Annotated in this window: 21 protein-coding genes; 2 read left to right on the plus strand and 19 right to left on the minus strand. The window is 58.7% G+C overall.

The features are described from left to right. Positions 1-110 precede the first annotated feature (110 nt). The 14 genes from ACQKIK_RS02040 to ACQKIK_RS02105 all read right to left on the minus strand — a co-directional run bounded on the left by ACQKIK_RS02040 (position 111) and on the right by ACQKIK_RS02105 (position 11,899). Entirely contained in the window at positions 111-1,508 is a 1,398-nt protein-coding gene (locus tag ACQKIK_RS02040; protein WP_463308516.1) for an amino acid permease, read from the minus strand. Between the two features lie 186 nt (positions 1,509-1,694). Continuing rightward, positions 1,695-2,480, minus strand: coding sequence for a TatD family hydrolase (locus ACQKIK_RS02045; protein ID WP_241530589.1), 786 nt, complete (start codon positions 2,478-2,480; stop codon positions 1,695-1,697). Positions 2,481-2,610: 130 nt separating this feature from the next. Continuing rightward, positions 2,611-2,967 carry a PilZ domain-containing protein gene (locus ACQKIK_RS02050; RefSeq protein ID WP_025241024.1) on the minus strand — a complete coding sequence of 119 codons (357 nt, stop codon included), beginning with the start codon at positions 2,965-2,967 and terminating at the stop codon, positions 2,611-2,613. A 34-nt stretch (positions 2,968-3,001) separates the two neighbouring features. Next, a complete protein-coding gene (locus ACQKIK_RS02055) occupies positions 3,002-3,991 on the minus strand; it encodes a DNA polymerase III subunit delta' (RefSeq protein ID WP_241530588.1) in 990 nt (329 codons plus the stop codon). Further along, on the minus strand, positions 3,984-4,616 hold the full coding sequence (gene tmk, locus ACQKIK_RS02060) for a dTMP kinase (protein ID WP_241530587.1): 633 nt from the start codon (positions 4,614-4,616) through the stop codon (positions 3,984-3,986). Before tmk ends, ACQKIK_RS02055 begins: the two co-directional genes overlap by 8 nt. Further along, the gene (gene mltG, locus ACQKIK_RS02065; RefSeq protein ID WP_127838811.1) at positions 4,613-5,680 is read right to left on the minus strand and encodes an endolytic transglycosylase MltG; all 1,068 of its coding nucleotides are present in this window, start codon (positions 5,678-5,680) and stop codon (positions 4,613-4,615) included. Before mltG ends, tmk begins: the two co-directional genes overlap by 4 nt. After that, positions 5,677-6,492: an aminodeoxychorismate lyase gene (pabC, locus tag ACQKIK_RS02070; RefSeq protein ID WP_127840627.1), complete on the minus strand. Its 816-nt coding sequence runs from the start codon at positions 6,490-6,492 to the stop codon at positions 5,677-5,679. Before pabC ends, mltG begins: the two co-directional genes overlap by 4 nt. Before the next feature lie 2 nt (positions 6,493-6,494). Then, positions 6,495-7,739: a beta-ketoacyl-ACP synthase II gene (fabF, locus tag ACQKIK_RS02075; protein ID WP_241530586.1), complete on the minus strand. Its 1,245-nt coding sequence runs from the start codon at positions 7,737-7,739 to the stop codon at positions 6,495-6,497. Positions 7,740-7,917: 178 nt separating this feature from the next. Continuing rightward, positions 7,918-8,154, minus strand: a complete 237-nt coding sequence (gene acpP / locus ACQKIK_RS02080) for an acyl carrier protein (RefSeq protein WP_003283670.1) — start codon at positions 8,152-8,154, stop codon at positions 7,918-7,920. 191 nt (positions 8,155-8,345) lie between these two features. Beyond that, on the minus strand, positions 8,346-9,089 hold the full coding sequence (fabG, locus tag ACQKIK_RS02085) for a 3-oxoacyl-ACP reductase FabG (RefSeq protein WP_045428830.1): 744 nt from the start codon (positions 9,087-9,089) through the stop codon (positions 8,346-8,348). A gap of 14 nt (positions 9,090-9,103) precedes the next feature. Continuing rightward, positions 9,104-10,042 carry an ACP S-malonyltransferase gene (fabD, locus tag ACQKIK_RS02090; protein WP_046161964.1) on the minus strand — a complete coding sequence of 313 codons (939 nt, stop codon included), beginning with the start codon at positions 10,040-10,042 and terminating at the stop codon, positions 9,104-9,106. Positions 10,043-10,102: 60 nt separating this feature from the next. Then, entirely contained in the window at positions 10,103-11,173 is a 1,071-nt protein-coding gene (plsX, locus tag ACQKIK_RS02095; RefSeq protein ID WP_241530585.1) for a phosphate acyltransferase PlsX, read from the minus strand. Positions 11,174-11,176: 3 nt separating this feature from the next. Continuing rightward, positions 11,177-11,359 (minus strand): 50S ribosomal protein L32, encoded by a 183-nt coding sequence (rpmF, locus tag ACQKIK_RS02100; protein WP_019342480.1) that lies wholly within the window; start codon positions 11,357-11,359, stop codon positions 11,177-11,179. Positions 11,360-11,371: 12 nt separating this feature from the next. Then, on the minus strand, positions 11,372-11,899 hold the full coding sequence (locus ACQKIK_RS02105) for a YceD family protein (protein WP_241530584.1): 528 nt from the start codon (positions 11,897-11,899) through the stop codon (positions 11,372-11,374). A 104-nt stretch (positions 11,900-12,003) separates the two neighbouring features. Here ACQKIK_RS02105 and ACQKIK_RS02110 point away from each other — a divergent pair, with 104 nt between their 5' ends. Continuing rightward, the gene (locus tag ACQKIK_RS02110) at positions 12,004-12,582 is read left to right on the plus strand and encodes a Maf family protein (RefSeq protein WP_241530583.1); all 579 of its coding nucleotides are present in this window, start codon (positions 12,004-12,006) and stop codon (positions 12,580-12,582) included. A gap of 7 nt (positions 12,583-12,589) precedes the next feature. On the opposite strand, the gene sppA is transcribed toward ACQKIK_RS02110, so the two are convergent. The 3 genes from sppA to rluC are packed head-to-tail and all read right to left on the minus strand — an operon-like array spanning position 12,590 to position 15,198. Then, complete coding sequence (gene sppA / locus ACQKIK_RS02115; RefSeq protein ID WP_499134590.1) at positions 12,590-13,573, minus strand: signal peptide peptidase SppA; 984 nt, start codon at positions 13,571-13,573, stop codon at positions 12,590-12,592. Further along, the gene (locus ACQKIK_RS02120) at positions 13,563-14,252 is read right to left on the minus strand and encodes an HAD-IA family hydrolase (RefSeq protein ID WP_241530582.1); all 690 of its coding nucleotides are present in this window, start codon (positions 14,250-14,252) and stop codon (positions 13,563-13,565) included. The genes sppA and ACQKIK_RS02120 overlap by 11 nt, the downstream gene beginning before the upstream one ends. After that, positions 14,245-15,198 carry a 23S rRNA pseudouridine(955/2504/2580) synthase RluC gene (rluC, locus tag ACQKIK_RS02125; protein WP_127838805.1) on the minus strand — a complete coding sequence of 318 codons (954 nt, stop codon included), beginning with the start codon at positions 15,196-15,198 and terminating at the stop codon, positions 14,245-14,247. The genes ACQKIK_RS02120 and rluC overlap by 8 nt, the downstream gene beginning before the upstream one ends. Before the next feature lie 550 nt (positions 15,199-15,748). Here rluC and rne point away from each other — a divergent pair. Then, positions 15,749-18,895, plus strand: coding sequence for a ribonuclease E (rne, locus tag ACQKIK_RS02130; RefSeq protein ID WP_241530581.1), 3,147 nt, complete (start codon positions 15,749-15,751; stop codon positions 18,893-18,895). A gap of 229 nt (positions 18,896-19,124) precedes the next feature. Here the strand turns inward: rne and murB are convergent, their stop codons facing one another. Together murB and ACQKIK_RS02140 are read right to left on the minus strand one after the other, a co-directional pair. Next, positions 19,125-20,144: a UDP-N-acetylmuramate dehydrogenase gene (gene murB, locus ACQKIK_RS02135; RefSeq protein ID WP_499134592.1), complete on the minus strand. Its 1,020-nt coding sequence runs from the start codon at positions 20,142-20,144 to the stop codon at positions 19,125-19,127. Next, the gene (locus tag ACQKIK_RS02140) at positions 20,141-20,605 is read right to left on the minus strand and encodes a low molecular weight protein-tyrosine-phosphatase (RefSeq protein WP_241530579.1); all 465 of its coding nucleotides are present in this window, start codon (positions 20,603-20,605) and stop codon (positions 20,141-20,143) included. Before ACQKIK_RS02140 ends, murB begins: the two co-directional genes overlap by 4 nt. Positions 20,606-20,607 lie beyond the last annotated feature (2 nt).

A 20,607-nucleotide genomic window follows, 5' to 3' on the forward strand; every position in this document is an offset into this window, starting at 1 on the left:
TCGGCCAGCTGAGGGAGCGAGGAACGTGACCTCATACTCCTAATGGTCTTGACCCGGCTCCTCGCGACGCCGGGTTTTTTTTGTTCGCTGTGGCGATACGCCTCAACGTATCAACCATGCGCGGCACGCCGGCTCGAAAGTCGCAACCGGAAGCACAGCCAGATAAACAGCGCCCAAAATGGAATCGCGATGATCGAAGTTCGCAGACCGGGCATCGACAACATGATCGCGGCAATCAACGCTACGAACGCCAAGCAAATGTAATTGCTGAGCGGATACCAAAAAGCCTTGAACGAAGGCTCGATGCCCTGCGCTTTCATCGACTTGCGAAACTTCAAGTGGGCAAGACTGATCATCGCCCAGTTGATCAGCAGCGCCGCAACCACCAACGACATGAGCAACTCGAGCGCTGTTTGCGGCAGCAGGTAGTTCACCAGCACACAGAGCATGGTGACGAGCGCAGAGACAGCGATTGCCAGCACCGGTACCCCACGGCGGTTGACCATCATCAACACCTTCGGCGCATCGCCCTGCTCCGCCAGGCCGTACAGCATGCGACTGTTGCAGTACACGCCGCTGTTATAGACAGAGAGAGCCGCCGTCAGCACCACGAAGTTGAGGATGTGCGCAGCCGTGTCACTGCCGATCAGTGAAAAGATCTGCACGAAAGGGCTACCGCTGTAGGGGTCGCCGGCCGAACCCAGCGTTTCCAGCAGACTGTCCCAAGGATAGAGCGCCAGCAGAACGCTGAGCGCGCCAATGTAGAAGATCAGAATCCGATAAACGACCTGATTGATGGCTTTGGGAATGACTGTCTTCGGGTCGGATGCTTCAGCTGCGGTGATCCCCACCAGCTCCAAGCCGCCGAATGAAAACATGATGATTGCCAGGGCCATGACCATCCCGCTGATACCGTTGGGGAAGAATCCGCCGTGGCTCCAGAGGTTGCTGAAGCCAGCCTGTTCGCCACCCGCGCCGCTCAGCAAGAGGTACAGGCCGAGCGCAATCATGCCGACAATGGCTCCGACCTTGACGATCGCGAACCAGAACTCAGTCTCACCAAAGGTCTTAACGTTGACTAGGTTGATCAGATTGATCAGCACAAAAAACACCGCAGCGGTGGCCCAAGTCGGCACCTCCGGCCACCAAAACTGGACGTACTTGCCCACCGCGGTCAGTTCGGCCATCCCCACCAGGACATACAGCACCCAGTAATTCCAACCGGAGAGAAAGCCTGCATAAGGGGCCCAATATTTGTGCGCAAAATGACTGAAGGATCCCGCAACCGGCTCCTCGACGATCATCTCGCCGAGCTGACGCATGATGAGGAAGGCGATCATCCCACCGATGGCATAGCCAAGGATCATCGACGGCCCGGCGCTGCGCAGCACGCCGGCTGAGCCGAGGAAGAGCCCCGTTCCAATAGCCCCGCCGAGTGCGATCAGCTGAATGTGCCGGTTTTTCAGGCCGCGTTGAAGCGGCCCGGTGTGCAGCTTATCGCTGGACATGGCGTCACCTAGTTTGGTCTGTGACGAAGAAATGACGAGACTGACGGAAGGCTATGCTTTGAGCGCCAACCCAAACCCTCGTATCCGCATGCCGGCAACCGGCATGTGCATTAAGCGGCGCGGATTGTACACGGCATGTGCGGAGAACGCCCGCCAAGCACACCGCCTTGCACGCGCTCGCGTTCGTCAGTTCTTGACGCGCGCCAAGGGAAACAGCCGCTTGAAGTTGTCCGTAGTCTGCGACGCCAGCATCTCGAAACTGACCCCGCGCAGATCAGCGAGATACTCGGCGACCTCGCGCACATACTGCGGCAGGTTCGATTTGCCGCGGTAGGGGATCGGGGCCAGGTAAGGCGAATCCGTCTCCACTAGCAGGCGATCCGCAGGAACACGGCGAGCGACATCTCGCAAGGCATCGGCGTTGCGGAATGTCACGATGCCGGATAGCGAAATATAGAACCCGAGATCCAAGGCAGACTTGGCCATGTCCCAGTCTTCGGTGAAGCAATGCAGTACGCCGGCCTGCGGTAACGAAGCTTCGCGGAGCAGCGCCAGCGTGTCGGCACGAGCCGCACGAGTGTGGACGATGACTGGTTTACCGCTGATCCGTGCGGCATCGAGATGCAGACTGAAGGATTGCTGCTGCAACTCGGCGGCTTCAGGCTCGTAGTGGTAGTCAAGCCCTGTTTCGCCGATCGCCACAACACCGGGCGCGTCCAGTTCCTGCAGCAACCAGTCCATGGCAGGTTCGGCACCGGGCTCGAGGTCCAGCGGGTGCACCCCCACCGAACAATCGACGTCGTCATAGCGCTGCGCAAGCGCCTTGACCGCAGCAGTATTCTCGGCGCTGACACCAATACAAAGGAAATGCCCAACACCACGCTGACGCGCAGCATGCAGAGCTGCATCGAGCGAGTTGTCGTGCAAGGTAAGATCGAGACGATCGAGGTGGCAATGCGAGTCGATCAGCATGGAAAAGTACCCGAACCGAAAACGCGCAATTGTAGAGCAAAGCAGCCCATCGGTCGCAGTCAGGCCAGGTCAGCGCGGCGGAAAAAGCAACGGCGAAAGAACTCAAGCGAACGGATCGCTTGCGATGACGCTACATGGTGTGTGTTGGACGGTCTGATTTCATCGCGCCGGCGAGGTAGGTTTCAATCTTGTTGCGGGCAGTCGAGTCACCCTCATTGAACTGCACGCCAACGCCTGCGGCCCGGTTGCCTTGGGCGCCCTTGGGCGTGATCCACACGACCTTACCTGCGACAGGGATCTTTTCCGGCTCGTCCATCAGGCTCAGCAGCATGAACACCTCGTCGCCAAGCTTGTAACTCTTATTAGTCGGGATGAACAATCCGCCATGCTTGATGAACGGCATGTACGCCGCATAGAGCACTGACTTGTCCTTGATGGTCAGAGACAGAATGCCGTTACGCGGACCAAGGTTTGCAGGCAGGCTCATGCGGTATTCATTCCTAACAACAGTTCGATGGATTCTAGCTTGGCCCGGGCAAGCTTGCCCACTGCACCAGAAGCGCTTCGAGAAGCAACACACGATTAAGATTGGCTTTGCCCAGCACCTTCTGTCGATGGGCAAGCAACCAATCCTGCAGCACCAGCAGCCGGTCGGGTGACGACTTCTCCGCCAGGTATTGAATCACCTTCTGCATATCGGCTGCGCCAAGCCCTTCTTCATCGCCAGTCATTTGAAAGCGCAATATCAGATGCGCCCATTCGCAAAACCAATCGAACAACAGGATCAGCGAATGTGAATTCCAGGCCTCAGCCAGCTGACTGGGAGATTGCTGCCGTTTGAGCAGTTTCTTTACCCCGTCGACTATTTGCACCCGCATGTCGAGTACGCCCGCACCCTGCAGCTTGAGCGCGGCCAATGGCGAATTGGCAGACAACGCAAGCAGCTCCTCACGCTGCGCGGGCGACACATCTGGAAGTTGGACCGCCAGCCAATCAAGGCTCTGCTGGCGCCCGGGCAAGGGGCAGCTTTGTTGCACGCAGCGACTCTTGATCGTCGGTAGCAGCCGGCTGGGCTGATGACTGATAAGCAACAGAACGGTATCGCCTGCAGGCTCCTCGAGACTCTTGAGCAACGCGTTGGCAGCGTTCAGATTCATCGCCTCAGCCGGCTCGAGCAGCACGACTTTGCGCCCACCCAATTGAGCGGTTTGGGTAACGAACCCGACCAGCTGCCGAACCTGGTCGACCCGGATGGCCTTGTCGACCTCCTCGGGTTCCAGAATGTAATGGTCTGGATGAGTATGAGCGGCGAGTAACAGACAGCCTTTGCAGCTGCCGCAAGCGCGGTGCGCCGTAGGCCGTTGACAGAGCAACAGCGCCATCAACTGTTCGGCTAATGCTCGCTTGCCGATGCCCGCCGGACCGTGCAGCAAATACGCATGAGCATGCTGTTGACGACCGGCCAGCAACTGCCAGAGGTCAACCTGCCATGGAAGAATGCCGTCAGCCAAGCGCACGCTCCAACATCTCAGGCAGAAGCCTGTCCAGACTCTGTTGAACTGCGGCTAGAGACTGGCCTGCATCTACCACACGATAGCGCTGGCGGTCCTGCTGCGCCCGATTGAGATAGGCACTGCGCACGGCCTCGAAGAATTCGAGCCCCTCCTGCTCGAAGCGATCAAGACGTCCCCGTGCAGCGGCGCGGCTCAGACCGATTTCCACTGGCAAATCGAAGATCAGCGTCAGGTCCGGACGCATCTCACCCTGAACAAAGCATTCAAGCTGCTCGATACGCGAGGTTGGGAGGCCGCGGCCACCGCCCTGATACGCGTAGGTGGCATCGGTAAACCGGTCGCACAGCACCACAGCGCCTCGCGCGAGTGCGGGCCGAATGACCTGAGCAAGATGCTGTGCGCGTGCTGCGAACACCAATAACAGCTCCGTATCGCTGTTCATGGGCTCGTCTGCAGGTGCCAACAGCAGTTCACGAATGCGCTCAGCCAAAGGCGTGCCCCCGGGTTCACGCGTCAGGACGACGTCTAGGCTGTGTTCACGCAAGCGCTGCGCGAGGTACTCACGGTTGGTGCTCTTGCCCGCGCCTTCGGGCCCTTCCAATGTAATAAAGAGTCCTGTCACTGGGCATTCTCAATCGGCGCCGGGGTTTGCCGGGGCGGTGGGCTGGAACGATAGTCTGCTCGACGCTTGAGTTGATATTCACGCACCGCGCGATTGTGCTCGCTCAACGAATCACTGAACACGTGGCTGCCATCCCCCCGCGCGACGAAGTAGAGGCTTTTTCCTTCAATCGGGTGCAGCGCAGCGTGAATCGCTTCCCGGCCAACCATCGCGATCGGCGTCGGTGGCAACCCGCTGTTGGTATAGGTGTTGTAGGGGGTCGGCCTGCGCAGATCGCTGCGGGTGATCCGCCCCCTATATTGTTCGCCCATACCATAGATCACCGTCGGGTCTGTCTGTAGCAACATGCCTTGCTCCAGCCGGCGAACGAAAACGCCAGCGATTTCGCCGCGCTCTGACGGAACCCCTGTTTCCTTTTCGATGATTGAAGCCATGATCAGCGCCTCATACGCGTCCTGATAGGGCAAGCCTTCGCTACGCTGTTGCCATTCCTCGGCCAGCACCGTTTCCAGCCGTGAATAAGCGCGCTGGAGCAGTTCGAGATCGGTGACTCCGCGGGTGAAGCTGTAGGTGTCAGGGAAAAAGCGGCCCTCGGGATGCGAGCCGGCTTGGCCGAGTCGCGTCATGACTTCATCATCTGACTGACCAACAATCGTCTGCTTCACCGTAGGCAGCGCCTCAAGCGCGGCGCGCACCTGGCGAAAATTCCACCCTTCGACGATGGTCAGAGTATGTTGCACAACCTCGCCACGCTGCCAAAGCCCGATCATGTCGCGGGCAGTCATCTCTGGCCGCAGTTGATATTCGCCGCTGTGCAAGGTGTGTCCTGAGAGCTTCAGCCGCCAGTGCAGCCGCAACCAGAACGAGTCGCTCAACACGCCGTCTCGCTCCAGCCGTTGCAACAAGCCACTGGGCGTATCCCCAGACTGAACCTCAAGCGTTTGCGCTGCGCCAAGCTGCAGCGGCTGCCCCAAGGCGGAGTGAAGCTTCCAATAGACCAGGCCGAGCGCCAGCGCAGCGATCAGCAAGGCGCCGAGGAGCACAAAAGACAGTTTTCGAATCACGTATTGCTCGACAGATCAGCCACCAGGCTTTGAAGTTTACGTGTGACAGGCCCCACCGGCCATACACTGGCATCCAATTGACGAACAGGCCAAATGCCATACAGGCTGTTACAAACGAAGACCTCGTCAGCGCGATATAGCTGCCCTAGCGAAAGATCGCCGACCTGGATCAGCACGCCGGCAGTCCGCGCACGCTCCAGCACCTCTTCGCGCATGACCCCTGCGACCCCGCAGCGCTCAAGGGACGGTGTCATCAACCTGTCCGATTCGACGATGAACAGATTGCTGAAAACGCCTTCGATGACCCGCCCGGAGGTGTCGCGCATCAAGCCTTCGGCGTAGACCGGATCCTGCCACTCGGCTCGGGCCAGCACTTGCTCCAGACGATTGAGGTGCTTCAGACCGGCCAGAATTGGCTGCTCGGCAAGACGGGTCGTACAGGGGTACAGGCGAACGCCCTGTTCGGCATGTGCTTTCGGGTAGTTCGGAAGGGAGGATCCGGTAAGGACGGTTCGAGGCATACAGGGGACGGGCGGAGCATAGCCTCTCTTGCCCTCCCCTCGACTGACAATGAGCTTAGCGACACCCTCTCCAAGCTCGGCACTGAAAGCGATGAGTTGGCTACCTACACCATTGATGTCGCAGGGGATCGCCAGACGCCGGCAGCCATGTTCCAGCCGCTGCAAATGCCGATCGAGCAGTTCGGGGCGGCCGGCCAACACCTTGATTGTTTCAAACAGGCCGTCGCCGTAAGCAAGTGCTCGATCATGAATGGGCAGCCCTTCAGCTGGCTGCCCATCCACCCAGCTCAACGTCACTCGGCGAACCGGCGGAACACCAGCGACCCGTTGGTACCACCAAAACCAAAGGAGTTGGAGACCGCAACATTGATTGTCCGCGGCTTGGCCTCATGCGGGACGAAATCGAGGTCGCATCCTTCGCCGGGCTCATCAAGGTTGATCGTCGGCGGCGCCACTTGGTCGCGTATGGCAAGCACGCTGAAGATTGCCTCGACAGCGCCTGCCGCACCAAGCAGATGGCCGACCATCGATTTCGTCGAACTGACCGACAGCTCGTAAGCGTGATCACCGAATACCGTTCTGATCGCAGCAGCTTCCGCCTTGTCCCCGGCCGGCGTCGAGGTGCCATGGGCGTTGATGTAGTCGACTTGTTTGGCATCGATCCGCGCGTCCAGGATCGCGTTACGGATGCAGCGAGCAGCACCCGCGCCATCATCGGGCGGTGAGGTCATGTGGAACGCATCTGCGCTCATGCCGAAACCAATCAGCTCGGCATAGATCTTCGCCCCGCGAGCCTTGGCATGCTCGAGCTCCTCTAGCACCAACGCGCCCGCGCCGTCGGACAACACAAAGCCATCCCGGTCCTTGTCCCACGGGCGGCTGGCTGAAGCGGGATCATCATTGCGGGTGGATAACGCACGAGCGGCGGCGAACCCACCTATTCCAAGCCCGCTGGCCGCCATTTCCGACCCGCCAGCGACCATCACATCAGCCTCGCCATAGGCGATGTTGCGCGCAGCCATGCCGATGCAATGCGTACCCGTCGTGCAGGCCGTAGCAATGGCGTAATTGGGGCCTTGCAGACCTAGATGGATCGATAGAAAACCCGAAACCATGTTGATGATCGAGCCCGGCACGAAAAACGGCGATATACGGCGCGGCCCCTGCTCGATCAATGCCTTGCAGCTGTTTTCGATATTGGTCAGGCCACCAATGCCCGAGCCCATGGCGACGCCGACACGCTCGCGATTGGCATCGGTGATTTTCAGCCCGGAATCACGTACTGCCTGGAAACTGGCGGCCAGTCCGTACTGGATGAAAAGGTCGAGTTTGCGAGCCTCTTTAGCGGGCAGGTATTGCTCGACATCGAAATTCTTGATTGATCCGCCAAAGCGAGTGGAATAGGCGGAAAGGTCCATATGCTCTATAAGGCCGATACCACTGCGGCCGGCGAGAATCCCCTGCCAGCTGCTTGGCACATCGTTACCCAGCGGTGAGAGCATGCCCATACCGGTAATTACGACGCGTCTACGCGACACAGCAATTCTCCTTGCATTCATTCGACTCGCCCTGTTCCGCTCGCATCTGTAACGGAAAGAGAGCCGCCTTCACAGATGTCGGCCACGGGCACGACCAGCTGCATTCAACTAACTCAAACAAAAGCCGCACTGCCCTTTCGAGGCAGTGCGGCTTACTGGTTCGAAGCAGGACTACGACTTACTGCGCGTGCGCGTTGATGTAATCGATAGCTTCTTGAACAGTGGTGATCTTCTCGGCTTGCTCGTCAGGGATTTCGGTCTCGAATTCCTCTTCCAGAGCCATCACCAGCTCAACGGTGTCAAGGGAGTCGGCACCCAAGTCTTCGACGAAGGAAGCGCTGTTGGTAACTTCCTCTTCTTTGACGCCAAGTTGCTCGGCAACGATTTTCTTGACGCGTTCTTCGATGGTGCTCATACCTTGTTTTCACTCCTATGGAAAAATCAGGCAGCTGGTCTGCGCGGTAGTGTATAGAAAGCGTTTTCCGCATTTCAAGCTGAAAGCGGGCAAGCATGAACCTGCTTTCAACCATCTGTCTATAAACAAACCACAGTTTTATAACGAAACTAATCAGCCGTTATGACTGCTTACATGCGTTGGGCGTCACATTAGCTCATGTACATACCGCCATTCACCGGGACAGTGGCCCCCGTGACATAAGCGGCGCCGTCAGAAGCTAGGAAGGCGACGACCTTGGCAATCTCTTCCGCCTGACCGAGGCGACCCAGCGGGATCTGCCCCAGCAATGCGTCACGCTGAGCTTCCGGCAGCTCGCGCGTCATATCTGTGTCGATGAAGCCCGGAGCCACGGCATTGACCGTGATACCGCGCGAGCCGACTTCACGTGCCAACGCGCGACTGAAACCTTCGAGCCCGGCTTTGGCCGCGGCGTAGTTTACCTGTCCGGCGTTACCCATGGCACCCACCACGGAACCGATACTGATAATTCTCCCCCAACGGGCTTTAGTCATGCCCCGCAGAACACCCTTGGTCAAACGATAAAGGCTACTTAGATTGGTATTGATCACCTCGTGCCATTCGTCGTCTTTCATCCGCAACATTAGGTTGTCCCGCGTGATGCCGGCGTTGTTGACCAGAATAGCCGGCTGACCGAGGTGCTGCTGAATATGCTCCAGGGTGGTGGCAACTGATTCATCACTGGTGACGTCCAACACCAGCCCAGCACCTTCGATGCCGTTCTCTTTGAGCGTCTCGGCAATGCGCTCAGCCCCTGACGATGAGGTCGCCGTGCCGATCACGATGGCGCCTTGACGGCCAAGTTCAAGCGCAATGGCCTGACCAATACCACGACTGGCGCCTGTTACCAGCGCGACCTTGCCTTGCAGATTCATACATATCTCCTTATTCAGAGCACTGCGCCACGGGTGGCCGCAAAACCTTCGGGGGTGTCCAGATTGTAGGTGCTGACGCCTTTGACGCAGCGCTTATTGAGACCGGAAAGCACCTTGCCTGGGCCGCACTCGACCAGACCGGTCACACCGTGCTCGCTTAACACAACAACAGTCTCGACCCAGCGAACCGGACTATAGAGCTGAGCCAGCAGATTGCGTCTAAGCGAGTCGAGATCCGAAACGATTGCTGCACTGACATTTTGCACCAACGGGATCTCGGGGGCCTGCCAGCCGGCGCCGGTCACGGCAGCGGCAAATCGCTCGGCTGCAGGGCGCATCAAGTCGCAATGAGAAGGCACGCTGACCGGCAGCGGCATGGCTCGCTTGGCACCTTTGGATTTGCAGACATCGATGGCTCGCTCGACCGCCGCAGCGTTGCCGGCAATCACCACCTGGCCTGGCGCGTTGAAGTTGACCGCACTTACGACCTCACCTTGAGCCGCCTCGCCACACGCTGCCAAAACATCGGCATCCTCTAGACCCAGAATCGCGGCCATGCCACCGGTGCCGGCCGGAACAGCCTGCTGCATCAGCTGACCCCGCAGCTCGACCAGTTTCACCGCATCGGCAAACGGAAGGCTACCCGCAGCAACCAGCGCCGAGTACTCGCCCAAGCTGTGACCCGCGACGAAGGCCGGCTTCGCACCGCCCTCAGCCAGCCACAAACGCCACAATGCAATCGAAGCGGTCAGAATGGCCGGCTGAGTCTTGTCGGTCTGATTCAGTTGATCCTCTGGACCTTGCTGGCAAAGTGCCCACAGATCGTAACCCAACACAGACGAGGCTTCGGCAAAGGTATCGATGATCAGCGATTGCTGAGCGCCATGCTCGGCGAGCATGCCTAGGGCCTGGGAGCCCTGGCCTGGAAAGACGAATGCAAGTGATGCGGACATGAAACGGCTCTCTTGTGGTTGTTCGTCAGAAAGAATACGCACTCGGGCGCAACGAATTGTTCAGTTGGATGCCGATCCACCGGGTGCAGTCACATCACCCGGGTCGCTTGCGGACCGATCAGTCACAAGCAAGTGCTCAAGACGGCTGCGCAATTGCGCCGGAAGATTTCGCTCTACATCCTGTGAGGCACGGCGTATAGCCGACCGAAACCCCTCGCCCCCTGCGCTACCATGGCTCTTCACGACAATACCCTGGAGCCCAAGGAAGCTGGCACCGTTGTACTGAGCTGGCCGCAGGTCCGCCCGCAACTGACGCAGCAAGGGCAGAGCCAGCGCACCGACCAGGCGTGCAATCAATGAGCGACGGAAAAGCAGCTCGACACGCAGGGCTACCATATGTGCCAAACCTTCGCTGGACTTGAGCAAAATGTTGCCAACAAAGCCATCGCATACCGCGACATCTGTTTCGCCGCGGAACAGCCCGTCACCCTCGATGAAGCCTTGATAGTTGATACAGCTAGCCTGCTGCAACAGCCCGGCGGCCGCTTTGACCTGTTGATTACCCTTGATTGCTTCGGTACCAATATTCAGCAACGAGACGCGCGGCTGCTCGATACCAAGACTTTGCGCCGCAACCGACCCCATGACAGCGAATTGATAGAGCTGCTCGGCCGTGCAGTCCACATTCGCGCCGAGGTCAAGCAACAGGCACGCCCCCTCAAGCGTAGGAATCGCAGTCACCATTGCCGGGCGATCCACCCCCGGCAGGGTTTTCAATACCTGCCGAGCAAGTGCCATCAGCGCACCAGTATTTCCGCCACTGACGCAAGCCTGAGCCTGCCCATCACGCACCATCTCCAGAGCGATGCGCATGGACGAGCGCGGCTTTGCGCGCAACGCCTGCGCTGGACGGTCATCCATACCGATCACTTCATCGGCATTGACAATCGACAGACGAGCGCGATCCACAGCTGGATGCCGAGCGATAATTTCTTCTAACAGGGAGGATTGGCCAACCAAGGCCAGATGAAGCGAGGGGTTTTCAGCCAGACATTGGACACTGGCCGGAACAATGCAGTGGGGACCGAAGTCCCCACCCATTGCATCGATCGCTATGATCGGAGCAGACAAGGTTTACTCGTCAGCGCCCTTATCGATCACTTTACGACCACGGTAAAAACCTTCCGGGGAAACGTGGTGACGCAGGTGAACTTCACCGGTGCTCTTTTCCACGGACAGGGCGTTCGGCTCGAGTGCATCGTGCGAACGACGCATGTCACGGGCGGAACGGGATTTTTTGTTCTGCTGAACAGCCATTGGGATCAACTCCTAAACGTTTGGGTCACGCTTTAACTGAGCCAGTACGCTGAACGGGTTGGACCGCGATACCTCGTCCTCATTCGGCTTGGGCTCATCAGGCCCAGCCGGCGGCTGGCAAACTTCTTGGTCATGGAGTGGAACAATCGGAAGAGCGAGCAGAAGCTCCTCTTCAACCAGCGCCAGCAGATCCAGAGGATCCTCTCCCACTTCCAGCACGTCATAACCCTTAGGCAGGTGCTGGCTGCTCGACCCTTCATCCACCACGGCATAATCGCATTCGCTGTGAATAGGCAGAACAACCGGCTCCAGACAGCGCTGGCAAATCATCGTGACCTCAACATCCAGCGCACTGTGGATAACCACAGTACGCTGCTCGTCGCGCCCAAAATCAAAACTGGCGCGCACCACACCCTTATCATCCTCAAGAGGATCGACGAGCCGCTTCAGCCCAGACAATTGCAGCTCGCCCTTCAGGGAAGCCGCTCGGTCAGCGAGCTTGCGCGGATCTACGTGCGGAGGTATTGGTCCTTTCAACATAAGCGCGGCATTCTAGGGATGCGTCTGTCGACTGTCAAAGGAATTCAGCCGCACAATAGCGCTAGGCCGACCATCGATCAGTACCTATATATAAAGGAAGAAGAATGCGACCCCTGCTTCTCGCATCAAGCTCCCCTTATCGTCGCGAACTGCTTTCACGCCTTCAGCTTGAGTTCGCTTACCGCGCCCCGGAAATAGATGAAACTCCACTCACCATGGAGCTACCGGAACATCTCGTACGCCGCTTGGCCCTAGAGAAAGCCAAAGCCTTGGCACCCTCTCATCAGGATCATCTGATCATTGGTTCCGACCAGGTCGCCGTGCTTGGGCAAAACATCCTTGGCAAACCTTACACATTCGACCGAGCAAAGAGCCAACTACAAGGCTGCAGCGGCAAAAGCGTAGATTTTCTAACCGGACTGGCACTGCTGGACAGTCGAACGGGGGCCACCCAGATTGACTGCATCGCTTTTACCGTTCACTTCCGGACGCTTGGTGATCAGCAGATCGAGCGCTACCTGCGGGCCGAACAACCCTACGATTGCGCCGGCAGCTTCAAGGCAGAGGGCTTGGGAATCAGCCTGTTCCGCAGCACTGAAGGAGCAGACACCACCAGCCTGATTGGGTTACCCCTGATCCGACTGGTGGACATGCTCAATAATGCCGGGATCGAAGTACCCTGACACTGCACTAACGCAGCCGAGGCCCCTGGAAACCCATCCACAGGGCAAGCTGCGAACCAATACTGACACCGAGCTGCTTGGTAAACCGCTCCAAAGGCGAGTCTTTGACGGTGAAATCCACCAGCTCTGCTTCCCCAATTACCTCGCGTGCGACATAGCTGGCATTGCCAAGACCATCAATCAAACCGAGCTCAAGCGCCTGCTCACCAGACCAGATGAGCCCGGAAAAGAGCTCAGGATGCCCCGCGACTTGCAATCGATCGCCCCGCCCCTGCTTCACGCTGTCGATGAACTGCCGGTGAGTGGTGGCAAGCACGCTGCGCCAGAACTCGGTTTCCTCTGGCTTTTCCGGCTGAAAGGGGTCTAGAAACGCCTTGTGCTCCCCAGAGGTATAGACGCGGCGCTCGACGCCCAGCTTGTCCATTGTCTCGACAAAGCCAAAGGTCGCAGCGGTGACGCCGATAGAACCAACCAGGCTCGACTTGTCGGCATAAATTTCATCCGCAGCGCTTGCGATGTAATAAGCGCCAGACGCCCCTAGATCGGCAATCACTGCATAAACTTTGATGGCCGGGTACTCCCCCCGCAACCTGCGGATCTCATCATAGATATAGCCGGACTGCACCGGACTGCCACCCGGACTGTTGATCCGCAACACCACACCCTTGGTATTTGAATCCTCAAAGGCCGCACGCAACGCACCGACAATGTTGTCTGCACTCGCCGCCTCTTCATCGGCAATCATTCCGCGGACATTGATGATCGCAGTGTGGGTATCACCAACAGCTTCCCCTTCCCCCATGTGCAACAGCGGAGAAAATATCAGCAGCGCCCCAAAGAGATACACGAACGTCAACAGCTTGAAAAAGATCCCCCAACGCCGAGCTCGCCGCTGCTCCTGCACACCGGCAAGCAGCGTTTTCTCCAACAGCTTTAGACTGGTACGGTCTTCGTTAGACTCATTCACGGGTTTCCCCCATTCATCCGACATATGCAACCACCTCAGCGTGACCAGCAGCAGAGCACAGCCAGTCACCGAGCTCCGAAAAATGATTGATAGCCATGCACGGCGAACACGACAACAACACCTCGACGGGTTGTGCGCCGTAGGAGACCGCAACACTGTCTACGCCTGCGCGCCTTGCCATCTCCAAATCGAACACCGAATCCCCAATCATCAGAGCCCGCTCGGGCGCGACCCCGCAGTGAGCGAGGATTTCGTGGATCATGAGCGGGTCAGGCTTGCTCGCCGTCTCATCAGCACACCGGGTCACATCGAAAAAATCAGTCCAACCCTGCCCTGCCAGGACCCTATCCAACCCGCGCCGCCCCTTGCCAGTCGCCACAGCAAGCTGATGCCCCTGATCACGGAACTGTTGTAGCGCGTGCGCCACACCCGGATAAAGCGCCGACGGCTCAGCCTCCAGTGACAAATAATGGTCGGCGTACGCACGACGGAACGCCTCAACCAACCTTCTGTCGGTGACGTTTGGATACAGCGCGGCTATCGCCTCGGGCAGACCTAGCCCAATAATCCCCTTGATATTGTCCTCATCCAGCCGCGGCAGGTCACACCGGGCCGCAGCAACCAAAATCGATTCAACGATACGCCCGATGGAATCCGCCAACGTCCCATCCCAATCGAAGATCAGCAGTTCGTACTTATTCACCAAGCCTCTCCAGCGTCCGGGCCCAGACATCATCGACCGGCGCCTCCAAACTCAGTTCGCCACCGTCAGGCAAGGGAATCTTCAGCGCATAGGCATGCAGGAACAGGCGCTTACCACCCAGATCACGAATGAGCGCGGAAAACTCTTCATCACCATATTTATTATCGCCAGCGATGCTGTGACCGGCATGGCGGGCATGCACACGAATCTGATGCGTACGTCCGGTTACCGGCTTGGCCTCGACCAGGGTAGCGAAGTCGCCAAAACGGCGCAGCACGCGGAAAAGTGTCAGTGCGTCTTTGCCCTCGTCAGTGACCTCCACCATCCGCTCACCTGAACGCAGGGTATTTTTCAGCAGCGGCGCATTTACTTGCTTCTTACCGGTGTCCCAGCGCCCCCGAACGAGAGCCATGTAGCGTTTGTCGACCCCATCGCCCCGCAATTGCAGGTGCAAGTGACGCAGCATGCTGCGTTTCTTTGCGATCATCAGCAACCCGGAGGTGTCCCGATCCAGACGATGCACCAGCTCCAACTCCTTTGCATCCGGGCGCAACTGACGCAGCGCCTCGATAACCCCGAAGCTGAGCCCGCTGCCTCCATGCACCGCGATCCCTGCAGGCTTGTTCAACACAATCAAGGCTTTGTCTTCAAAAACGATTGCCGCCTCAAGCCGCTCTAGAAGCCCTTGCGCGAGCGGGACTGGCTCGTCCCGCTCAGGCAACCGAAGCGGTGGCACCCGCACGACATCACCCGCCTGAAGCTTGTACTCGGGTTTAATACGGCCTTTGTTTACCCGCACCTCGCCCTTGCGCAAAATGCGATAGATCAAGGTCTTGGGCACACCTTTGAGCTGGGTACGGAGAAAGTTATCAATGCGCTGGCCGGCAAGCTCCGGCGAGACCTCGAGCATTTGCACGCCGGAGGTCTGAGAGGGGGTATTGGTCATGCGCGGATGATATCAATTTTCCCTTATTTGAAGCACTTAAACATTACTGTTATAGTCCAGGCGCCGCCAAAAGCGGACAGGTTAGGGAGTGCCTGCGAAACCGCCATCCCTGACCCAGCAATGTTCCAGGACGTGAGGCCGTCCAGCGGAGCTTTTCTCAAGCAGCAGAAGCTCCGAAACAAGCCTTGAAGACATGATGCGTGTTCCCGAAGGGGAATCACGATAATCGATAACCCGCTCCCGGATTCTGCGAGCGGCACCCGATTTTCAAAGTATGAGTGTTGGGTGGAGATGTACAGCCCTCGGATTGCGTAGTAAAGGCTTTCATAGACGCTTCATTCCGTCCGCTACCGATTGCTGATTCCTCCTCCCGAACCATTGCTTCTGTTCCGACAGTAAGCAGGAGACGTCGTCGCGACGCCGGCCCAACTGGCCTGAAATCGCTGGACACTGGAGTGCCTTACAACCATTCCTGACTCACCTGACACCGACCGCGAGAGTCGTGTGTGCCGAACGCCGTTTCCGCTGCCTTGGAAACCGACGGTACTACATGAAAAGAATGCTAATTAACGCAACTCAGCCCGAAGAGTTGCGTGTCGCACTGGTCGATGGCCAGCGCCTGTTCGACCTTGACATCGAATCCGGTGCTCGTGAACAGAAGAAAGCCAACATCTACAAGGGCAAGATCACTCGCGTCGAGCCCAGCCTTGAAGCCGCCTTCGTTGATTTCGGTGCCGATCGCCACGGGTTCCTCCCCCTCAAGGAAATTTCCCGCGAGTACTTCAAGAAGTCGCCGGAAGGCCGCGTCAACATCAAAGAAGTCCTGAGCGAAGGCCAGGAAGTCATCGTTCAGGTCGAAAAAGAAGAGCGCGGCAATAAAGGCGCTGCCCTTACCACCTTCATCAGCCTCGCCGGTCGCTATCTCGTATTGATGCCGAACAACCCGCGCGCGGGCGGCATTTCTCGTCGCATTGAAGGCGAAGAACGCAACGAACTGCGCGAAGCACTGAACGGTCTTGATGTCCCTGCCGATATGGGCTTGATCGTCCGTACTGCCGGTCTCGGCCGTTCAAGTGAAGAAATGCAATGGGACCTCGATTACCTGTTGCAGCTATGGAGCGCAGTCAAGGAAGCCTCTCAGGATCGCGCCGCCCCCTTCCTGATCTATCAGGAATCCAACGTCATCATTCGCGCCATTCGCGACTACCTGCGCCAGGACATCGGCGAAGTTCTGATCGACAGCGTCGAAGCCCAGGACGAAGCGCTTTCCTTTATTCAGCAGGTCATGCCGCAGTACGCAAGCAAGATCAAGCTGTACGAAGATCCTGTACCACTGTTCAACCGTTTCCAGATCGAAAGCCAGATCGAGACGGCCTTCCAGCGCGAAGTGAAGCTGCCATCCGGCGGTTCCATCGTTATCGACCCGACTGAAGCACTGGTGTCCATCGACATTAACTCGGCGCGCGCCACCAAGGGCGGCGACATCGAAGAAACTGCCCTGCAGACCAACCTGGAAGCGGCCGAGGAAATCGCCCGCCAGCTGCGCCTGCGCGACATTGGCGGACTGATCGTCATCGATTTCATCGACATGACGCCGGCCAAGAATCAGCGCGCCGTTGAAGAGAAGGTTCGTGAAGCACTGGAAGCCGACCGCGCACGAATCCAGGTCGGCCGCATCTCGCGCTTCGGCCTGCTGGAAATGTCCCGCCAACGCCTTCGCCCATCGCTCGGCGAGACCAGCGGTATCGTCTGCCCGCGCTGCAATGGCCAAGGCATCATTCGCGACGTCGAATCATTGTCGCTGGCCATCTTGCGTCTGATCGAAGAAGAAGCCCTTAAGGATCGTACCGCCGAGGTCCGCGCCCGCGTTCCCTTCCAGGTTGCCGCCTTCCTTCTCAATGAGAAGCGCAACGCGATCACCAAGATCGAACTGCGCAGCCGCGCGCGCATCTTCATCCTGCCGGACGACCATCTAGAGACGCCGCACTTCGAAGTGCAGCGTCTGCGCGACGATAGCCCGGAAATTATCGCCGGTCAGGCCAGCTATGAAATGAGCCCAACCGAGGTTGAGGAAGTTCAGCCGGTCAGCTCGACGCGCACACTGGTTCGTCAGGAAGCGGCCGTCAAAACCGCGCCACAGCGTACCGCGCCCGCGCCGGCCCCGATCGCTGCGCCCGCTGAGCTGCCTGCACCCGCGACTCAGGAGCCAAGCCTGTTCAAGGGGTTGGTCAAGTCCCTGGTCGGCCTCTTCGCCGGCAAGCAGGAAACGCCAGCCGCTGAAGTCGAGAAGAAACCCGCCGCTAGCAGCCGCCCACAACGCAACGATGAACGCCGCAGTGGTCGCCAGCAGAACCGTCGCCGTGATTCGCGCAGCAGCCGCGACGAAGAGCGCAAGCCTCGTGAAGAGCGCGCCCCTCGTGAAGACCGCCAGCCTCGCGAAGAGCGTCAGCCGCGCCCTCCACGCGAAGAGCGCAAGCCACGGGAAGCTCGCGAACCGCGTGAGTCTCGTGAGCCAGTCGAAGCCAGCGAAAATACTGCACAGCCGCAACAGCAACAGCAACAGCAACAGCAACCACGTCGTGAACGCACCCCGCGCGAAGATCGTCAGCCGCGAGAAGAGCGCAAGCGCGAATTGCGCGCACCGCTCGATGATAACGCTCAGACCGCACCAGTCGCGGCGAATGGCGAAGAAAGCTCTGAGCGCAAGCCGCGTCCGCCCCGCGAAGAGCGTAAACCTCGCGTAGAACAAGCCGAGAGCGCAGAGGAACAGCAGAGCGAAACCGCGGAGATCGCTCAGGAGGAGCAGGATTCGCCAGAAGGTAGCGATCGCCCACGCCGCCGCTCTCGTGGCCAGCGTCGCCGCAGCAACCGTCGTGATCGTCAACGCGACGCCAATGGAAACGAGATCGACGACGAAGCCCAAAGCACCAACGCCGAGGTAAGCGAAAGCAATGCACCAGTGAAATCTGAACAGGTCGCCATTGCCGCAACTGCCGCCGCTCTCGCGGCGAACACCGCAGACGCCGACACCGCACCCGCTGAGATTCAAATCGAAACAAGGGAAGCGGAAGCCTCAGCTCCAGCCGTGGCCGTTAATCAAACGAACGAAGCTGACAAGCCGGCCAATGTTCCCGCAACTCAGGATAGCGAAGCCGTGACACCGGTTATCGCAGAAGCGGAGCCAGCTCCGGCGGCGCAGAAAGCCAGCGAGCCCGAAGCGTCAGCAACGGAGACCGAGACTTCGCAGTCTGTGGCCACTCCTGCTTTCGAGGAGCAGGCCCAGACCGCGACCGAGACTGAAGCGCCGGTCGTGACGGCTAGCGGTCGTGCACCTAACGACCCACGTGAGGTCCGCCGCCGCCGCTTGGAGCAAGAGCGTCTTGCTAAAGAAGCAGCCGAGGCCGAAGCGAAAGAGAAAGCGACAACCGAAACCCAAGCTCCGGCAGAACTGGCCAGCCCTGAAATCGTTGTCAGCGAACCGGACACCGACGCGACAATTGAGCAGCCAGCCAGCACGGCGAATGGCAATGCAGAGCCAAGCGTCGCCCGGAAGCCGGAAACGCCACCTGCCGAACCAGAAGCCGAACAGCCCGTGACCGAGCTGCTCCAGCCCGAAGTGGAGGCGATCAAGCCCGCCACTGAAGCTGACGCGGATGTGCAGGAGGAAGCCGATCCGCAAGGCCTTGACAAGCGTTAAGACTGACAGGACCAGCGATGTAAAGGGGATGCTTCGGCATCCCCTTTTTTATTTGTTGGCGGACAGTCGTTGAATGATCGCGGCGCCGCGCTTTTGTGGAGCGCTCAGATACCCAGAGAAAACCTGCCTACTCGACCCTTACTATTTCCGGCTGTAGCCGCGGAGATCAGGGAGATCCGTCACCCTTAAAAAGCTCAGAACGGGCACGGCATAGCCGAAAGGTGCAGAGTCAGACGACGTTTGGCTCGATTTCCAACTTCACACCGAAACGCTCTAGGATGTCAGCTTGGATCTTTTCGGAAAGTTGCAGGATTTGCTGGCCGGTTGCTTGGCCGTAGTTGACGAGCACCAACGCTTGCAGCCTGTGGACGCCCACATCCCCCTGTCGATAACCCTTCCAGCCTGCACGATCAATGAGCCAGCCAGCGGCAAGCTTGACCTGCCCGCCAACTTGCGGAAACGCCACCAGATCGGGGTATTGCTCGAGCAAGGCGTCAGCTTTCGACTGAGGAACCAAGGGGTTCTTAAAAAAACTGCCTGCATTGCCCAGAACCCTAGGGTCTGGCAGCTTCTCACTGCGGATCGAACAGACCGCACGACTCACATCCATCGGTGTGGGGGACTGGACATCATGCTGCTGCAGCCACTTACGGAGCGGGCCATACTCAAGACTTAGTTCCGCAGTCCGGTGAAGCATGAAACGCACCCGAAGAATCACATAGCGTCCCGCCTGACGTTTGAACAGGCTGTCGCGGTAGGCAAATTCACATGCCGCCAAATCGAACTCCACCAAACTGCCAGTTTGGCGGTCCAGTGCAGTCAGCCCAGCGAAGACATCCTTTATCTCGACCCCGTACGCCCCGACATTCTGGATGGGTGCCGCACCGACCGTACCGGGGATCAGGCTGAGGTTTTCCAACCCAGCCAAACCAAGCTCTAGGCTCCGCAATACGAACGGATGCCAAGGCTCGCCGGCCTCCGCTTCTATCACTACTTGCTGGCCGCCATCCTCAATAACTCGAATGCCCCGGCTGGCCATGTGCAGCACCAGTGCTTGTACATCGCCGGTCAGTACCAAATTGCTGCCGCCTCCAAGGACCCATAGCGGAACGTCGAGACGGCGGGCCTCATTGATCGCTTCGGTTACTGCTTGATCGTCCCGGGCCTCAGCGAAATAGGCGGCACGGGCTTCGACCGCAAAGGTGTTGAGCGCCTTGAGTGAATAACCCTGCTCGATGAGAAGGCTCATTGACGCCCTCTGATCTCATTGAGCAATCCAGCAGCACCACGCTCGATCAGGTCGAGCACCTGCTCGAAGCCGTCCTCCGCGCCGTAATACGGATCGGGTACAGCGTCCGTGCCCAATTTGTATCGGCGCAGAAATAGATCGAGCTCACCGTGTGAGTCTGCTGGACGCAGGGCCTGCAGCCGCTTTAGGTTGTCGTGATCCATCGCCAGGATGAGATCGAAGCGCTGAAAATCGTCGGCGGTCACCTGACGCGCCCTAAGAGCGCTGAGGTCGTAGCCTCGTTTGGCTGCAGCCTGGCAAGCGCGCTGATCGGGTCCCTTCCCGGCATGCCAGTCACCGGTACCAGCCGAATCTATGGCGATTCGACTGTCCAGCTGAGCATCCTGTACGTACTTGCGCAGTACAGCCTCAGCAGTGGGCGATCGGCAGATGTTACCCATGCAAACGAACAGAACCTTCACGC

This window comes from Pseudomonas sp. NPDC047961, from assembly GCF_050272435.1.
Taxonomy (GTDB): Bacteria; Pseudomonadota; Gammaproteobacteria; order Pseudomonadales; family Pseudomonadaceae; genus Stutzerimonas.